The following is a 16,144-nucleotide window of genomic DNA, read 5'->3' as shown; positions in this document are numbered from 1 at the left end:
CCGCCTCGTTCCGCGCAGTCACCGTTCCTCCCAAACGGCTGCTCGCGAATGGGTCGCGCGGGGGTGGTCAGGCGGCTCACGCTCGGCTAGTACCTTCGGTTCCCATCTGACCATCAAGCCGGAAAGCAACAGACTTTGGCCGACGAGACGACCCTCGCGGAACCTTCCGATATTTCGACGATCTCCATCGTCGACGAGATGAAGTCGAGCTATCTCGACTATGCGATGAGCGTGATCGTGGCGCGTGCGCTGCCCGACGTGCGCGACGGCCTGAAGCCCGTCCATCGCCGTATCCTCTATTCGGCCGCCGAAAGCGGCTTCGTCGCGGGCAAGCCCTATCGCAAGTCTGCGCGCATCGTCGGCGACGTGATGGGTAAATACCATCCGCACGGCGACAGCGCGATCTATGACGCCCTGGCCCGCATGGCGCAGGACTGGTCGATGCGCGTGCCGCTGATCGACGGTCAGGGCAATTTCGGCTCGATGGACCCCGATCCGCCCGCCGCGATGCGTTACACCGAAGCGCGTCTGGCGAAGGTCGCCAATTCGCTGCTCGACGATCTCGACAAGGACACGGTCGACTTCCAGCCGAACTATGACGGCTCGGAACGCGAACCCTCGGTGCTGCCCGCCCAGTACCCGAACCTGCTGGTCAACGGCGCAGGCGGTATCGCGGTCGGCATGGCGACCAACATCCCGCCGCATAATCTGGGCGAGGTGGTCAACGCCTGTCTCGCATACATGGAAAACGGCGCGATCACGGTCGAGGAACTGAACGAGATCGTCCCCGCCCCCGATTTCCCGACGGGCGCGCTGATCCTGGGCCGTTCGGGCGCACGCTCGGCGTACCAGACGGGGCGCGGTTCGATCATCGTGCGCTCGCGCCACGAGATCGAGGAGATGCGCGGCGACCGCCGGGCCATCGTCCTCACCGAAATCCCCTATCAGCAGGGCAAGAACGCGCTCGTTGAAAAGATCGCCGAGGCTGCCAAGGAAAAGCGGATCGAGGGGATCAGCGACATTCGTGACGAATCGAACCGCGAAGGCGTTCGCATCGTTATCGACCTGAAGCGCGACGCGACCCCGGAAGTCGTGCTCAACCAGCTGTGGCGCCATACCCCCGCCCAGACCAGCTTCCCGGCCAATATGCTCGCCATTCGCGGCGGTCGGCCCGAGCTGCTGAACCTGCGCGACATCATCCAGGCCTTCGTCCAGTTCCGCGAGCAGGTCATCACCCGCCGCTCCAAGTTCGAACTGGCCAAGGCGCGCGAGCGGGCGCACATCTTGCTGGGCCTCGTCATCGCCGTGACGAACCTGGACGAAGTGGTGCGGATCATCCGTGGCTCGGCCTCGCCGGTCGCCGCGCGCGAGGCTTTGCTCGCCCGCGAATGGCCGATCGCCGAGATCGCGCAATATATCCGCCTGGTCGAAGCGGTCGAGCATGAGGGTTTCGGCGACACCTATCGCCTGTCGGAGACCCAGGTTCGCGCCATCCTCGACCTGCGCCTGCATCGCCTGACCGCGCTCGGCCGTGACGAGATCGGCGACGAGTTGAAGGGTCTGGCGGACTCGATCACCGAGCTGCTCGAAATCCTCGCCAACCGTGTGAAGCTCTATGAGGTCATGCGCGGCGAGCTCGTGGCGATCCGCGACCAGTTCGCGACCCCGCGCCGCTCGGAAATCGCCGCCGCCGCCGACGGCATCGACGACGAGGACCTGATCGAGCGCGAGGACATGGTCGTCACCGTGACCATGCAGGGCTATATCAAGCGCACCCCGCTCGATGCCTTCCGCGCGCAGAACCGGGGCGGCAAGGGTCGCTCGGGTATGGCGACCAAGGACGAGGACGTCGTCACCGAGCTGTTCGTGACCAGCACGCACACGCCGGTCCTGTTCTTCTCGAACCATGGCAAAGTCTATCGCTATAAGGTCTGGCGCCTGCCCGAGGGTGGACCTGCCACGCGTGGACGGCCGATGGTCAACCTGTTGCCGCTGGCACCGGGCGAGGTCATCTCGACCGTGCTGCCGCTGCCCGAGGACGAGGCGGAGTGGGGCAAGCTCCACGTCATGTTCGCCACCGCCAAGGGCGCGGTGCGCCGCAATTCGATGGATGCATTCACCAACGTGCCCTCGAACGGCAAGATCGCGATGCGCTTCGAAGAGGGCAGCGAGGACCGGCTGATCGGCGTCGCGCTGCTCGGTGCGGAAGACGATGTGCTGCTCGCCACCCGTTGCGGCCGCGCGATCCGCTTCGCCGCCGACGATGTCCGCGAGTTCCAGAGCCGTACCTCGACCGGCGTTCGTGGCATCGCGCTGAAGGGTGAGGACGAGGTCATCTCGCTCTCGGTCTTGCACCGCGTCGGCACCACCCAGGAGGAGCGCGAGGCTTATCTGCGCTTCGCCCCCTGGAAGGGTGAGAAGGAAGGCGAGCCCGAATTGTCGGTCGAACGCTTCGAGGAGCTGCGCAATTGCGAGCAGTTCATCCTGACCGTTTGCGCCAATGGCTATGGCAAGCTGTCCTCGGCCTATGAATATCGCCGCACGGGTCGCGGTGGTCAGGGCATCACCAATATCGACAATATCGCCCGCAACGGCGATGTCGTCGCCAGCTTCCCGGCGGCCAAGGGGCATCAGCTGATGCTCGTGACCGACCAGGCCAAGCTGATCCGCATGTCGCTGGCGAGCTTGCGCGTCATCGGGCGCGGCTCGGCGGGTCTGCGGCTCTTCAACGTCGCACCGGGCGAGCATGTCGTCTCGGCCGCGCGCATCGAGGAGACCGAGGAGGATGCCGAGATGAACCTGGCCGACGGCACCCCCGAGATCGCGCCCGAGCCGGATGCGGTCGTCGGCGAGAACCTGGCCGCCGGACCGGAGGACGGCGAATGACCCTTCCCGCCACCGCCTATAAGGTGCTGACCGCCGATCAGATGACGGTATTGGAGCAGGAGGGCGTCTTTGCGGGCGCCCCGGTGGATCTGGCCGATGGCTATATCCACCTCTCCACCGCCGCCCAGCTGACCGAGACGGTGGACAAGCACTTCGCCGGACAGAGTGACCTGCACATCGCGGCCGTCGATCTGGAGGCGATGGGCGAGGCGGTGAAATGGGAGGAGAGCCGTGGTGGCCAACTCTTCCCGCATCTTTATGCCGATTTGCCGCTGACGGCGGTGATCGCCTATGGCCCGATGAAGCGGGACGAGGACGGCACGGTCCGTCTGCCGGTGGCGGGCTAATCCCCCCACCGGCATCGGTCGATTCCGTTTCGTCATCGACACGTCACAGAATCATCACATCGCGTTTACGGTCCTGTCGTACGGCGGATCGTGATGAAGCCGCCCGCCTTCTCCTCCTGGTCCGCAACTATGGAAAACCCGGTCATCGCGGCGGATGCATCGCTGATCGACGCCATCGCGCTGTTTCGGCAGAGCCCGGACATGCGGCTGCTGCCGGTCCTGGATGCCGAACGACGGCCGGTCGGGGCGATCGTCGAACGCGATGTGAAGGGGTTGCTCTACAACCCGTTCGGCCATGCGCTGCTTCACAACCCCGATTTCGGCGCCAGCCTGACCGCCTATGTCCGCTCGCATCCCAGTTGTGAGGAGGACGCGCCGCTGGCCGAAAAGCTGGCGCTTCATGCCGATTGGGGTGCCCCCGACGCGCTGATCCTGACCAGTAAGGGCGTGTTCACCGGCCTGCTCGACGCAGCCCGGATCGCCCGACTGGCGGCCGACGCACAGATGGCCCTGGCGCAGGAGCGCATGGTGCGGGCGCGGCGCATCGACGAGGCCGCGCGATCCTTCACCGCCGACATCGCCGCCCTGTCCGCGGATCTTCTGCGTGCCACCGCCGATATGGGCGGCATGGCCAGCACCCTCGCCCGCTACGCCGGGGAGACGCAGGGCAGCGCGGATCGCATGACCGAGGCGATGGCCGATACCGGCCACGCGCTCAGCGATATCGCCGCGCGCGGCCATGGTCTGGCCGACGCCTTTGCCGCCATCACCCGCGACATGGACCAGTCGCGCACCATTCGCGAGGTCGTCCGCCACCGGATCGCCGCCACCGACCAGCGGGCGGATGCGCTGACCGCAAGCGCGACGACGATCGACACCCTGCTGACACTGATCGAAACCGTCGCGGCGCGCACCAATTTGCTCGCACTGAACGCCGCGATCGAGGCGGCGCGCGCAGGCGATGCCGGGCGGGGCTTCGCCGTCGTCGCACATGAGGTGAAGGCGCTGGCCGGGCAGACCCGCGAAGCCGCACGCGACGCCGCGCGCAATATTGGCGAGGTCACCGCCAATCTCCACGCGCTGGTCGCTGAACAGGCGCAGCTCAACCGCGCGGTCGACACGATCGGCGCCATCTCGCAATCGATCGACGAGGCGGTGGCGGCACAGGGCTTCGCCACGACCGGCATCGCCGCCAGCGTCGACCAGTCGGTCGCCTCCGCGCACCGCGTCGGCCAGCAGGTCCATCAATTGCAGCAGGATGCCAACCGGATCGACCAGGACGCCGGATCGCTGCTGACCCTGGCCCAGGCGCTGGAAAGGAATATCGGGATGCTGCGCGACCGCACCGACGCCTTCGTCGCGTCCGTTCTCTGACGGATCAGACGTATAGATCGACGACGGTCATCCCCTGCCCCACCGCCTCCAGCAACAGCGTCCGGTGGCAGTGACAGGGGTCCCGCTCGAAGCATAGCAGCGCACTCGGTTTCTCGCCCGCCAGATCGAGCATCCGCGCGGCTGCGGCCTGCGCTTCGGGCAGGGCCAGCTGGTCGTCATAGACCTCGCGCAGGGTGCCGACATCGCCCTTCTTGGCCGCATCGCGTCCGCGCTTAGGGGTGCCCAGATCCTTCAGATGGACATAGTCGATGCCGACCTCCTTCAGCGCGGCGGCCAGCGGCGACTTGGAAAATCCCGGACGCCGGGACAGCGGCAACGCGCGAACGTCGATCAGCCGTTCGACCCCGGCCGATTTCAACGTCGCGAGGAAGCCGTCGACGGTCGCGCCCTCGTAACCGATGGTGAAGATGGTGGTCATGTCACCGACTTGGGGAGCCGGGTCCCACACGCCAAGTCCTTCCAACCGGGGCCGTCCGGGTTTAAGGCGGCGCGATGACCTATGACATTCATGTGATCGGCGGCGGGCTCGCGGGCTCGGAAGCCGCGTGGCAGCTCGCCGAGGCGGGGCTGAAGGTGCGCCTGTCCGAAATGCGCGGGGGCGCGGACACCACCCCTGCCCATCATGGCGGCGACCTGGCGGAGCTGGTCTGCTCCAACTCCTTCCGTTCGGACGATGCGACCTCCAACGCGGTCGGGCTGCTGCATCAGGAAATGCGCGCGCTCGGCTCGATCATCATGGCCAAGGGCGACACCCATGCGGTGCCCGCCGGGTCCGCGCTGGCGGTCGATCGCGACGGTTTTTCGGGCGGTGTGACCGCGGCGCTCGAGGCCCATCCCAACATCACCATCGTGCGCGAACGGATCGATGCATTGCCGGACGGCCCCGCGATCATCGCGACCGGCCCGCTGACCGCGCCGTCGCTGGCGGGCGGCATCGGCGAGGCGACCGGCGCGGAGGCGCTGGCCTTTTTCGATGCGATCGCGCCCATCGTCCACCGCGAGTCGATCGACATGGACGTCGCCTGGTTCCAGAGCCGCTGGAACAAGGGCACCGGCAAGGATTACATCAACTGCCCGATGGACAAGGAGCAATATTACGCCTTCCATCAGGCGCTGCTCGACGGTGAGAAGACCGAGTTTCGCGAGTGGGAAAAGAACACGCCCTATTTCGACGGCTGCATGCCGGTCGAGGTGATGGCCGAGCGCGGGGTCGAGACGCTGCGCTTCGGGCCGATGAAGGGCGTCGGGCTGGATGATCCGCGCACCGGGCGCTGGCCCTATGCGGTGGTCCAGCTGCGCCAGGACAATGCGGCGGGCACGCTGTGGAACATCGTCGGTTTTCAGACCAAGCTGAAATATGCCGAGCAGATCCGCATCTTCCGCACCATTCCGGGCCTGGAAAAGGCCGAGTTCGCGCGGCTGGGCGGCCTGCACCGCAACACCTTCATCCGCTCGCCCGAGTTGCTCGATGCGACGCTGCGGCTGAAGTCACGGCCGAACCTGCGCTTCGCGGGCCAGATCACGGGGTGCGAGGGCTATATCGAGAGCGCGGCGATCGGCCTGCTCGCCGGACGTTTCGCTGCCGCCGAACTGACCGGCAAGACGATCGCGCCACCGCCGGTCGAGACCGCCTTGGGAGCGCTGCTCGGCCATATCACCGGGCTGGCGGAGGCCGAGACCTATCAGCCGATGAACGTCAATTTCGGCCTGTTCCCGCCCATTCCCGGCCGGACGAAAAAGGCCGACCGCAAGCGGATGTATACCGACCGCGCGCGCGAGGCGCTGCCCGGCTGGCTCAATTCTCTTCCGCCTGGCCCGCCTCCGGTGCCTCAGCCGGTGCCGTTCGCGCCGGAGGACAGTCCCGCCGAGCAGCCGGTCGACGCTTGACGGCGGTGGTGGCGAACTCGGCCGCGTTCATCGTGCCCGATTTGTCATGGTCGGCGGTGGCGAACTTGGTCGTGGCCTTGATCGCCCACTCGTCGAAGGACAGCTTGCCGTCGCCGTCGCGGTCCAGCTTGGCATAGGCCTTGCGACGCGCGGCGAGATATTCCTCGCGGGTGATCGTGCCGTCGCGGTCCTTGTCGTAGCGGTCGAAGCGCTTCTGTTCACGCGTGCGGGCGGAGGCTTCGGGTAAGGGTACGTCGTCGGCGGCGGTTTGGGGGGAAGCCCCCGTTGCGGCACTTGCGGCGGGGAGCGGGGACGGTGTGTCGGGTCGGCTGCCCCATAGGAACAGCCCTGCCCCCACCAGCACGAGCGTGCCCAACCCACCGGCCAGATAGCGCCACATCGGTTCCGTCTCCCCCCGTTCGACGGGGTCATGGTTAACCGGGGTTAGGCCTGGGCGACAAGGCGATTCCCTTGGCCTTCGACTTCGGTCAGGCTGAACGGGGTTGCTGGCCCCTGCCGCACCTCGGGCGTACTCCGGCGAAGGCCGGAGTCCAGTTTCTCTGCCTTATCGACGGCGCAGGCATTTGCTTCTTCGCCTATCCATGGCGCGCCATAAGCCGCGTAGTAACTGGACCCCGGCCTTCGCCGGGGTACGGCTCCGTCGCGAGAATAGGGGCGTCAGCGCCCCGTCAGGCCGTGCCACGCCAATCGCGCGGCGCGCATCGGGTGGCCGGGCAGACGGTCCGGGTGGCGCAGGCTTTCGCGGGCCAAGATGGCCAATCCACTCAAACCCCGAACCGGCTTGGGTGATTTCGACGCCAGTATCGCGTCCAAATCCAACAAAGCCGCAGCCCCGATTCGCGTGCGGGACGCTTCATCGGAAACATGCTGCGCCAGATCGGCCTTCGCCCATCCCTCCCCCAGCGGCGCCGTCCCCGATTGCCCCAGCAACCGTCCGACGCTCGCAAACAACACGCCCCCGCGCGCCTCGGCATGACGCGCAATCCGCTCGTTATCCAGCGCCTCGCCATCATCGAGCAGCGCCTCCCACCCCTCGATCATCGGCGCCAGATCAGCCCCCCGGACGCCACCGGGCAGGACCGAGTCCGCCAGCCGCTGCAACACCGGATGCGCGGGGGCGGGCTCGTGGTCGAGCTTTTCCAGCGCCTCATACCACCAGGTCAGCCGCATCTGACCGATCATCGGCTCGGTCGTGCTTTGCAGGATCGAGGCGAGTTGGTGGTCGAGATCGAGCAGCGCCGCAAACCCCTCGCGTGCCGACGCGGGTGCATAACCCACCGCCAGCGCCTGTTCGCGCATCACCGCTTCGATGGCGGGCGGGGGCGTGGCGGATGCGGGAGCGTCGGTCATTCCCTGCCCTTCGCACAGGTCGCGCGCATGAAAAAGGGCCTCCCGGTTTCCCGGAAGGCCCCTTTCAACCAACAGGTTACTTCACGGCTTAGCCGCGATAGGTCACCTTCTTGACCGCCGCGACGACCTTGTTCGCGTCGACCAGCGCCAGCTTTTCGAGGTTGGCGGCATAAGGCAGCGGCACGTCCTCGTTGGTCACGCGCAGCACCGGCGCGTCGAGGTCGTCGAAGCCTTCTTCCATCACGACGGCGGTGATTTCCGACGCGATCGAGCAGGTCGGCCAGCCTTCCTCGACCACGACCAGACGGTTGGTCTTGGCGAGCGACTTCAGCACCGTCTTGGTGTCGAGCGGACGCAGCGTGCGCAGGTCGATGACCTCCGCATCGATGCCCTCGGCGGCCAGCTTCTCGGCGGCTTCGAGCGCGACGCCCACGCCGATCGAGTAGGAGACCAAGGTCACGTCCTTGCCCTCGCGCATGATCCGCGCCTTGCCGATCGGCAGAACGAAATCGTCGAGCTTGGGCACATCGAACGAACGGCCGTACATCAGCTCGTTCTCGAGGAACACGACCGGGTCTTCCGAACGGATCGCCGCCTTCAGCAGGCCCTTGGCATCGGCCGCGTCATAGGGCGCGATCACGATCAGGCCGGGGACCGAAGCGTACCACGGACCATAGTTCTGCGAGTGCTGCGCTCCGACGCGGCTGGCGGCACCGTTGGGACCACGGAACACGATCGGGCAGCGCATCTGGCCGCCGGACATATAGTTGGTCTTGGCGGCCGAGTTGATGATGTGGTCGATCGCCTGCATGGCGAAGTTGAACGTCATGAACTCGATGACCGGGCGCAGGCCGCCCATGGCCGCACCCGTGCCGACACCGGCAAAGCCATATTCGGTGATCGGCGTGTCGATGACGCGACGGTCGCCGAACTCGTCCAGCAGCCCTTGCGTGACCTTGTACGCGCCCTGATACTGGGCGACTTCCTCGCCCATCACGAAGACGCGGTCGTCGGCGCGCATTTCCTCGGCCATCGCGTCGCGCAGCGCTTCGCGGACGGTGAGCTTCACCATCTCGGTGCCTTCCGGAATCTCCGGCGAGGCGGGCGCTTCCTGCTCGGCCGCGGCGACCAGCTTCTGCGTGCCGCTTTCCTGCTCGGCGGCGGCGGCGCCTTCCGGCATCGGCGGCGCGTTGTGGTCGGTCGCCTCGTTCTTCGGCGCGGCATTGGCGGCATCGCCCGAACGCGAACCCGAAGCGGCGGCGGACGCGACGTCCTCGCCTTCTTCGGCCAGCAGCGCAATGGCGGTGCCGACCTTCACATTGTCGGTGCCCTCGACCACCAAGATCTTGGCGATCACGCCTTCATCCACAGCCTCGAATTCCATCGTCGCCTTGTCGGTCTCGATCTCGGCCATGATGTCGCCGGACTTGACCGTATCGCCTTCCTTCACGAGCCACTTGGCGAGCGTGCCCTCTTCCATGGTCGGGGAAAGGGCCGGCATCTTGATCTCGATCGCCATCTTAGTAACGCTCCACCAGCACTTCAGTGTAGAGTTCAGCCACGTCGGGCTCGGGGGTCTGCTCGGCGAAGTCCGCCGCCTCGTTGACCTGCTTGCGGATATCCTGCTCCAGGACCTTCAGATCGGCCTCGGTCACGCCCTGCTCTTCGAGCAGTCGCTTCACGTGATCGATCGGATCGGACTTGTCGCGCACGCCCTGCACTTCCTCGCGGCTGCGATACTTGGCGGGGTCGGACATTGAGTGACCGCGATAGCGATAGGTCTTCATCTCGAGGATGACCGGGCCCTTGCCCGCGCGGACCCAGGCCAGCGCCTCTTCGGCCGCACCGCGACAGGCCAACACGTCCATGCCGTCGACCTGGATGCCGGGGATGCGGAAGCTTTCGCCACGGCGATACAGCTGGTCCTCGGACGAAGCGCGGTTGACCGCGGTGCCCATGGCGTACTGGTTGTTCTCGATCACGAAGATGATCGGGAGCTTCCACAGCTCGGCCATGTTGAAGCTCTCGTACACCTGGCCCTGATTGGCCGCGCCGTCGCCGAAATAGGCGAGGCAGACGCCGCCGTCATTGCTGTACTTGTGCCCGAACGCCAGACCGGTGCCCAGCGACACCTGCGCGCCCACGATGCCGTGGCCGCCGTAAAACTTATGCTCGGTCGAGAACATGTGCATCGACCCGCCCTTGCCCTTGGAGATGCCGGCGGCACGCCCCGTAAGCTCGGCCATGATGACCTTGGGATCGATGCCATAGGCGAGCATGTGGCCATGGTCGCGATAGCCGGTGATGACCGAATCCTTGTCGCCGTCGAGCGCCGACTGGAGACCCACCGCCACGGCTTCCTGGCCGATATACAGGTGGCAGAAACCGCCGATCAGGCCCAGGCCATAAAGCTGACCCGCCTTTTCTTCGAAGCGGCGGATCAGGAGCATCTGCTTGTAGAAATCCAGCAACTGTTCCTTGGTAGCCTGGAACGGTTGCGGTTCGGCGGGACGCTCCCGATTGGGAATGGGGGGCTCGCTGGTACGGCTTGGAGCTTTTGCCACAGTCGGGAACACCTTTGTTTCCGTTAGGGAAGGATGGACGCCTATTGGCGTGCTTTGTCATGAAACTCAATTCCCCCTCTTAATTCCCATCAGGACAGCGGGAATTTAGCGGGGAATAGCTTTGCCTCGGTTGCCTTGTCGGCGAACCGCAGCCTACAACGCTGGCCGATTATGGATAGACCCGTTCACCCGTTCCGCATCGCCAATTTCCGCAGCTACTGGCTGTCGCGGTTCAGCGGTACCATCGCCGTTTCCGCCATGTCGATCGTCATCGGGTGGCAGGTGTACAATCTGGCGCGCGAGACGATGGACGTGCGCCAAGCCGCCTTCATGCTGGGCATGATCGGCTTTGCGCAGTTCGTGCCGCTGTTCCTCTTGACCCCGATCACCGGGCTGGTCGCCGACAGCGTCGACCGGCGCTGGATCGTGCGGGCGACGACGACTCTGCTGGTTCTCACCGCCGCGACGCTCTGGCTGCTCACCTGGTCGGGGCATCTCACGCTGGGTGCGCTGTTCACCGCCGCCGTCGCCTTCGGCATCGCGCGGGCCTTTTCGGGACCGGCCTATTCGTCGCTTGCCCCCAATCTGGTGCCGCGCGAGAGCCTGCCGACCGCCATCGCGGTCAGTTCGATCGCGTGGCAGGTCGGCACCATCGCGGGGCCGAGCGTCGGTGGCCTGCTCTATGCGGTGCATCCCGAATTCGCCTACGGCGTTGCGACCCTGTTGTTCGCCGTCGCCCTGTTCTGCATCTTCCTGATCGGCCCGGTGCCGCAGCCCCCGGCGCAGACCGACCGCCGCCCGCTGACCCGAATCGTCGAGGGGTTCAGCTATGTCCGCCGCAACCGGTTGGTGCAGGCGGCGATCACGCTCGATCTGTTCGCGGTGCTGCTGGCGGGCGCGACCTCGCTGTTGCCGGTCTATGCGCGCGACATATTGCATGTCGGGTCGCAGGGCCTGGGCGTGCTGGCGGCGGGGATGGGAATCGGGGCGGCGACCACCGCGATCTGGTTCTCGTTCAAGCCGATGACGCAGAATGTCGGGGTGAAGATGCTGATCGCGGTCGTCGTGTTCGGCCTGTCGATCCTGACCTTCGGTATCGCCAGCCATATCACCGGCGCGCTGGGTCTGGACACGGGGACGTTGGCGGTGAACGGCTTCAACATCTTCATCCATCCCGCCTTCCTGCTCAGCCTGATCGCACTGATCTGCGCGGGTGGCGCCGACATGGTGTCGGTCTATGTCCGCCAGTCGCTGATCCAGCTTCACACGCCCGACGAAATGCGCGGACGGGTGAGCGCGGTGTCGCAGCTGACCATCTCGGCCTCCAACGAGCTTGGCGAGTTCGAGAGCGGGGTCATGGCCTCGATCCTCGGCCCGGTCGGCGCGGTGGTGTTCGGCGGACTGGGCGCGATCGGCGTCACCCTGCTCTGGTCGCGACTGTTCCCGGAACTCCGACGCGCGCGAACCTTTGATCCGCCTGAAATCCTTGCAACCGAACCTAGCCACGGAGAAGCCAAGCCATGAAGGCCAACACCATCCTGGAAACGATCGGCAATACGCCGCACATCAAGCTCCAGCGGCTGTTCCCCGGATCGGAGGTCTGGATCAAGTCGGAACGCTCCAATCCCGGCGGGTCGATCAAGGACCGTATCGCCCTGGCAATGGTTGAGGCGGCCGAGGCCAAGGGCGAGTTGAAGCCCGGCGGCACCATCGTCGAGCCGACCAGCGGCAACACCGGCGTCGGCCTGGCGATGGTCGCGGCGGTCAAGGGTTACAAGCTGATCCTGGTCATGCCCGAATCCATGTCGATCGAGCGCCGCCGCCTGATGCTGGCCTATGGGGCGACCTTCGATCTGACGCCGCGTGAAAAGGGCATGAAGGGCGCGATCGAACGCGCGCTGGAGATCGTGCGCGAGACGCCCGGCGCGTGGATGCCGCAGCAGTTCGAGAACCCGGCGAACATCGACGTGCATGTCCGCACGACGGCGCAGGAAATCCTGAACGACTTCCGCGATTCGCCCATCGACGTCATTATCACCGGCGTCGGCACCGGCGGCCATATCACCGGCGTCGCCGAGACGCTGAAGAAGGAATGGCCGGGCCTCAAGGTCTATGCGGTCGAGCCCGCCGCCTCGCCGGTCATCCAGGGCGGCCAGCCGGGCCCGCACCCGATCCAGGGCATCGGCGCAGGCTTCATCCCCGCCAATCTCCACACCCAGGCGATCGACGGCGTGATCGAGGTCGATGCCAATGTCGCCAAGGACATGGCACGCCGATCGGCCACCGAAGAGGGGCTGCTGGTCGGCATCTCGTCGGGCGCGACGCTGGCAGCGATCCTGCAGAAGCTGCCCGACCTGCCCGATGGCACGCGCGTGCTCGGCTTCAACTATGACACGGGCGAGCGTTATCTGTCGGTGCCGGACTTCCTGCCCGAACAGTGAGCGATGTGTCCCAGCCGCGCGGCGGCCTCCGCGCGGCCCTGTTCGCACCCCTGATCGTGATCGCCGGTACGGCCAGCGTCGTACCGGCTTTGCTCGTAGCGAATGCGCCCGACATGCCCCGGACCCAGCACAGGTCGGCCCAGCGGGCTCGCCCCGCGCCGCGCGTCGTCCCGCCCGCCGAACTGCCCCCGGTCGAGCCGGTCGCGTTCGTCGATATGAGCCCGGACGAGGCGCGCGCCTATAATGCGGGCATACCGTTCTCGGCCGATCCCAACCCGGCCGCCCGGCCCTTCCTCTATCGCGGATCGGCGGAGGACAAGGCGCGGGCGATAGACTGTCTGGCGGCGGGTGTGCTGTACGAAGCGGGTGACGACGCCAAGGGTGAGCAGGCGGTGGCGCAGGTCGTGCTCAACCGGCTCCGCCATCCCGCCTTCCCCAAAACGGTGTGCGGCGTGGTGTTCGAAGGTCAGGAGCGCAGCACAGGCTGCCAGTTCACCTTCACCTGCGACGGGGCGCTGACCAAGTGGCAGCCGCCCGAAGCCGCCTGGACCCGCGCACGCCAGGTCGCGGCGATGGCGCTGAACGGCAAGGTCTTCCCGGCGGTCGGCCATTCGACCCATTATCATACCGATTGGGTCGTGCCCTATTGGCAGGCGAGCCTGGACAAGGTGGCGCGGGTCGGCAGCCATCTGTTCTTCCGTTGGTCCGGCTGGTGGGGCACGCCGCCCGCCTTCAACCGGCATATGCTGGCGGGGGAGCCGGTCATCACCCAGCTCGCCCCCTTCTCGCCCGCGCACCGGGCGGGGACCGATGCCAGCGACGATGCCGGAGCCGCGCTGGCCGAAGGGGCCGCCGCGACGGGGGCCATGGCACCGCTGGCCAGCGAGCCCGACACGTTCCTGATCACCCTGCCCGCCGGGCTTTCGCCGGACGGCTTCCCGGCGCTGGCGACGACCCTGTGCGGGCCGCGCAAGCATTGCACGGTCATGGCGTGGCGCGATGCCGCCGCGACCGCCTTCTCGGTGCCGCTCAATCAGGTCCAGATGGAGACGATGGCGTTCAGCTATTTCCGCGATGCGGGCATCGGGCTGGAGCGGACCCTGTGGAATTGCGGCGTCTATCCGGCGTTCAAGGGCCCGCGCTGCATGAAACGCATGTCGATGACCATCGTCCCGTTGACCGCTCCCACGCCGCAGCCCAGCCCGACGCCGACTCCCACCGGCGAGTTGTCCGGCGTCCGTCGCGCCAGCACGCCACCAGCCGAGCCAAAAGCAAAGATTCCTTCCCTGTAAGGGGAGGTGGCAGGCCGGAGGCCTGACGGAGGGGTGTTATGGCCGGAGCAGGTGGACCATCGCTACCGGCGACACCCCTCCACCATTCTTCGGATGGTCCCCCTCCCCTTACAGGGGAGGAATATCGTCGATTAATCCCGGTGCGATTCGACCAGTGCGACGAATTCGGTCAACTCGGCGATGGCTGCGTCGATATCCCGCTTCTGCGCCTGGAGCGCCTCGATCTTGGCGGTGCAGCGTTCCAGCGTCACCTCACGCTGGAGGCGGCGGCCATCGCCTAGATCGTACAGGTCGATCATCTCGCGAATATCGGCCAGGCTGAACCCGACCCGCTTGCCGCGCAGGATCCAGGCGAGCCGCGCGCGATCCCGTTGCGAATAGATACGCTGCGTGCCCCGCCGCTGCGGCGAGATCAGCCCCTCATCCTCGTAGAAGCGGAGTGCCCGCGCGGTGACGCCGAACTCGGAGCACAGCTCGGTGATCGAATAATCGTCGCGATCGGCGCTGGGCAGCGGTTCGGCGGAGGCGGCGACCTGGATCATGGCGCCTGATGCTAAATGCCCTTTACGTGAACGTCAATCAGCACAAAGCGCGGTGCCGTTCGCACTGCGCAAGGCCCGCGCCTCGGCGACCGAAGCGCTGATGCGTTCGACATTCAGTGCCGAGAGCGTCGCCCGGCCCGTGCAGAACGCATTGCAGGTAGAGGGCAATGTCGCGGGGAACTGGATGGCGTCTCCGTCGAACCGCGCGGTGAAGCGACACGCACCCAGCGTCAGCTTCAACGCCGCACCCGATCGCTCCATGGTGCCGATGGCGGTGCAGCCCTGGCCTTCGCCATAATCCAGCATCACGCCGACCCGGCGGGCCGGACCCGTTCCGGCCGGCAGGATGCACATGCGATCCGTGTCCCGCGACCAGATGCCGTCCAGCGGTGCGGCGGCCGGATCGGCGACCAGCCCCACGGCGATGCTCGCCGCCTCCAGCCTTTCGCCCGCCTTGTCGTCCCCGCCCTGACCCGCCTGCCCACAGGCAGCCAGCAGCAACAGGGACGCCAGCGCGATCCCTCGAATCACGCGACCGGCGCCAGCCCGTCGCCCTCGATCCGACGATAGAAGCAACTGCGCGCGCCGGTGTGACAGGCGGGGCCGGCCGGATCGCAGATCAGCCAGATCGCGTCCTGATCGCAGTCGATCCGCATCTCGACCACACGCAGCACATTGTTCGAGCTTTCGCCCTTCTTCCAGAGCCGCTCGCGGCTGCGCGACCAGAAATGCGCGTCGCCCGTGGTCCGCGTGGCCTCCAGCGCCTCGGCATTCATATGCGCCACCATCAGCAACTCGCCGGATGCCCGATCGGTCGCGATCGCGGTCAGCAAGCCATGGGCGTCGAATTTCGGGTCGAGCGTCAGCCCGGTGTCGCGTTGGTCGGCCATGAAGCGGGGTTAGAACGGAACCACGACCAAGTCACCCATTACGGGCAGGCTCCCCCGCCCCTCCACCACCGCTTCGCGGCGGTCCCCCTCCCGAAGCAAGCTTGGGGAGGATTGAGAATAGGCGACCAATTCCTCCCCAAGCCTGCTTGGGGAGGGGGACCATCCGAATGATGGTGGAGGGGCCGACAACGCCAGCGAGCTTAGCCGTGCCCGCGAATCGCCTCGATCAGTTCGCCTTTGCCCATCTTCGAACGCCCTTCGATGCCGATCTTGCGTGCCTCGGCCAGCAGGTCGTCCTTGGTCCGATCCTCCAGATGGGTGGCTTTGTGGTCCAGGCTGCCCTTCGCCTTGGCATTGGCGATGCGCGCCGCCTTTTCCTTGGACTGGCCCTGCTTGCGCAATTCCTCGTACAGGGCGTCATCCTTGATTTGGGTGCCGTGATCGCGTGCCATATGGCATCTCCTGCTTTCGGTTCCGAAACGCAGTCTTGGCGAAAATGATCCCGCGGATGATGACAAACAGGCGACAA

At 66.3% G+C, this 16,144-nt stretch carries 16 protein-coding genes; 7 read left to right on the top strand and 9 right to left on the bottom strand.

The window, feature by feature from the left end; translation table 11 throughout:
- Positions 1-135: 135 nt before the first annotated feature.
- The 3 genes from gyrA to ASF14_RS06055 all read left to right on the top strand — a co-directional run bounded on the left by gyrA (position 136) and on the right by ASF14_RS06055 (position 4,607).
- Positions 136-2,886 (top strand): DNA gyrase subunit A, encoded by a 2,751-nt coding sequence (gene gyrA / locus ASF14_RS06065; protein WP_056432920.1) that lies wholly within the window; start codon positions 136-138, stop codon positions 2,884-2,886.
- A complete protein-coding gene (locus tag ASF14_RS06060) occupies positions 2,883-3,233 on the top strand; it encodes a DUF952 domain-containing protein (RefSeq protein WP_056432917.1) in 351 nt (116 codons plus the stop codon). The genes gyrA and ASF14_RS06060 overlap by 4 nt, the downstream gene beginning before the upstream one ends.
- A gap of 93 nt (positions 3,234-3,326) precedes the next feature.
- Positions 3,327-4,607, top strand: a complete 1,281-nt coding sequence (locus ASF14_RS06055) for a methyl-accepting chemotaxis protein (protein WP_082442102.1) — start codon at positions 3,327-3,329, stop codon at positions 4,605-4,607.
- A 4-nt stretch (positions 4,608-4,611) separates the two neighbouring features.
- On the opposite strand, the gene ASF14_RS06050 is transcribed toward ASF14_RS06055, so the two are convergent.
- The gene (locus ASF14_RS06050; RefSeq protein WP_056432911.1) at positions 4,612-5,046 is read right to left on the bottom strand and encodes a DUF488 domain-containing protein; all 435 of its coding nucleotides are present in this window, start codon (positions 5,044-5,046) and stop codon (positions 4,612-4,614) included.
- A gap of 74 nt (positions 5,047-5,120) precedes the next feature.
- Here ASF14_RS06050 and trmFO point away from each other — a divergent pair, with 74 nt between their 5' ends.
- Positions 5,121-6,515 carry a methylenetetrahydrofolate--tRNA-(uracil(54)-C(5))-methyltransferase (FADH(2)-oxidizing) TrmFO gene (gene trmFO, locus ASF14_RS06045; RefSeq protein ID WP_056432909.1) on the top strand — a complete coding sequence of 465 codons (1,395 nt, stop codon included), beginning with the start codon at positions 5,121-5,123 and terminating at the stop codon, positions 6,513-6,515.
- Here trmFO and ASF14_RS06040 read toward each other — a convergent pair.
- From ASF14_RS06040 to pdhA, 4 genes are all read right to left on the bottom strand, one after another.
- Complete coding sequence (locus tag ASF14_RS06040; protein WP_056432906.1) at positions 6,424-6,915, bottom strand: EF-hand domain-containing protein; 492 nt, start codon at positions 6,913-6,915, stop codon at positions 6,424-6,426. The genes trmFO and ASF14_RS06040 overlap by 92 nt on opposite strands.
- Before the next feature lie 278 nt (positions 6,916-7,193).
- The gene (locus ASF14_RS06035) at positions 7,194-7,886 is read right to left on the bottom strand and encodes a squalene/phytoene synthase family protein (RefSeq protein ID WP_056432901.1); all 693 of its coding nucleotides are present in this window, start codon (positions 7,884-7,886) and stop codon (positions 7,194-7,196) included.
- 88 nt (positions 7,887-7,974) lie between these two features.
- On the bottom strand, positions 7,975-9,405 hold the full coding sequence (locus ASF14_RS06030) for a pyruvate dehydrogenase complex E1 component subunit beta (protein WP_056432899.1): 1,431 nt from the start codon (positions 9,403-9,405) through the stop codon (positions 7,975-7,977).
- Position 9,406: 1 nt separating this feature from the next.
- Complete coding sequence (gene pdhA / locus ASF14_RS06025) at positions 9,407-10,450, bottom strand: pyruvate dehydrogenase (acetyl-transferring) E1 component subunit alpha (protein ID WP_056432896.1); 1,044 nt, start codon at positions 10,448-10,450, stop codon at positions 9,407-9,409.
- A 171-nt stretch (positions 10,451-10,621) separates the two neighbouring features.
- Between pdhA and ASF14_RS06020 the strand changes: the two genes are divergently transcribed.
- Genes ASF14_RS06020 through ASF14_RS06010 form a run of 3 tightly spaced genes read left to right on the top strand, consistent with a single transcriptional unit; the run spans position 10,622 to position 14,183 of the window.
- Positions 10,622-11,974: an MFS transporter gene (locus tag ASF14_RS06020; RefSeq protein WP_056432894.1), complete on the top strand. Its 1,353-nt coding sequence runs from the start codon at positions 10,622-10,624 to the stop codon at positions 11,972-11,974.
- Positions 11,971-12,891, top strand: coding sequence for a cysteine synthase A (cysK, locus tag ASF14_RS06015; protein WP_056432893.1), 921 nt, complete (start codon positions 11,971-11,973; stop codon positions 12,889-12,891). The genes ASF14_RS06020 and cysK overlap by 4 nt, the downstream gene beginning before the upstream one ends.
- Positions 12,888-14,183: a cell wall hydrolase gene (locus ASF14_RS06010; RefSeq protein ID WP_056432890.1), complete on the top strand. Its 1,296-nt coding sequence runs from the start codon at positions 12,888-12,890 to the stop codon at positions 14,181-14,183. The genes cysK and ASF14_RS06010 overlap by 4 nt, the downstream gene beginning before the upstream one ends.
- Before the next feature lie 131 nt (positions 14,184-14,314).
- On the opposite strand, the gene ASF14_RS06005 is transcribed toward ASF14_RS06010, so the two are convergent.
- The 4 genes from ASF14_RS06005 to ASF14_RS05990 all read right to left on the bottom strand — a co-directional run bounded on the left by ASF14_RS06005 (position 14,315) and on the right by ASF14_RS05990 (position 16,067).
- Positions 14,315-14,725: a MerR family transcriptional regulator gene (locus tag ASF14_RS06005; protein WP_056432887.1), complete on the bottom strand. Its 411-nt coding sequence runs from the start codon at positions 14,723-14,725 to the stop codon at positions 14,315-14,317.
- 33 nt (positions 14,726-14,758) lie between these two features.
- Positions 14,759-15,256, bottom strand: coding sequence for a hypothetical protein (locus tag ASF14_RS06000; protein WP_236696950.1), 498 nt, complete (start codon positions 15,254-15,256; stop codon positions 14,759-14,761).
- Complete coding sequence (gene hisI, locus ASF14_RS05995) at positions 15,253-15,615, bottom strand: phosphoribosyl-AMP cyclohydrolase (RefSeq protein ID WP_056432882.1); 363 nt, start codon at positions 15,613-15,615, stop codon at positions 15,253-15,255. The genes ASF14_RS06000 and hisI overlap by 4 nt, the downstream gene beginning before the upstream one ends.
- A 200-nt stretch (positions 15,616-15,815) precedes the next feature.
- Positions 15,816-16,067, bottom strand: a complete 252-nt coding sequence (locus ASF14_RS05990; protein WP_056432880.1) for a DUF7218 family protein — start codon at positions 16,065-16,067, stop codon at positions 15,816-15,818.
- Positions 16,068-16,144: the final 77 nt, after the last annotated feature.

Source organism: Sphingomonas sp. Leaf257 (assembly GCF_001422185.1).
GTDB lineage: Bacteria > Pseudomonadota > Alphaproteobacteria > Sphingomonadales > Sphingomonadaceae > Sphingomonas > Sphingomonas yabuuchiae.
The sequence above is the reverse complement of the archived record's forward strand: the minus strand, read 5'-3'. Positions and strand labels throughout refer to the sequence as shown.